Origin of the sequence: Psychroserpens mesophilus (assembly GCF_050617655.1) — a bacterium.
GTDB classification, from domain to species: domain Bacteria; phylum Bacteroidota; class Bacteroidia; order Flavobacteriales; family Flavobacteriaceae; genus Psychroserpens; species Psychroserpens mesophilus_A.
The window spans coordinates 1-261 of the sequence record NZ_JBODQC010000250.1 but is presented as its reverse complement, the minus strand read 5'-3'; the positions used below and the strand labels follow the sequence as shown (position 1 = coordinate 261).

The 261-nt window shown below is 67.4% G+C and carries 1 protein-coding gene; it reads right to left on the bottom strand.

Features of this window, described 5'->3' with window-relative positions; all coding sequences use genetic code 11:
- Window positions 1-105 precede the first annotated feature (105 nt).
- Window positions 106-252, bottom strand: coding sequence for a type VI secretion system baseplate subunit TssK (gene tssK, locus ACRHNM_RS17160; protein WP_431137856.1), 147 nt, complete (start codon window positions 250-252; stop codon window positions 106-108).
- Window positions 253-261 lie beyond the last annotated feature (9 nt).

Below are 261 nucleotides of genomic sequence, written 5' to 3'. Positions count from 1 at the left end.
CCTGCAGGCTCTGCGGATTGGCCGCCTGCGGCGTCGGGTTGGCCATCGCGCCATTGGCGGTCAGCGAGGGCATCGGGCCCGGCGTCGGGGGCAGGGGGGAGTTCATCATGAGGTCACCGCCACGAGTTCCATCTTCAGTTCGGCAATACCGGCCGGCACGTAGATCATCAACGACTGCGCCTTGAGCATGCGCTCATACAGCGCGCCGCGTGCGTCGAGTTCGAAGTAATGGCTGCCCGGGCGCACCGGGATCGCCGCAGG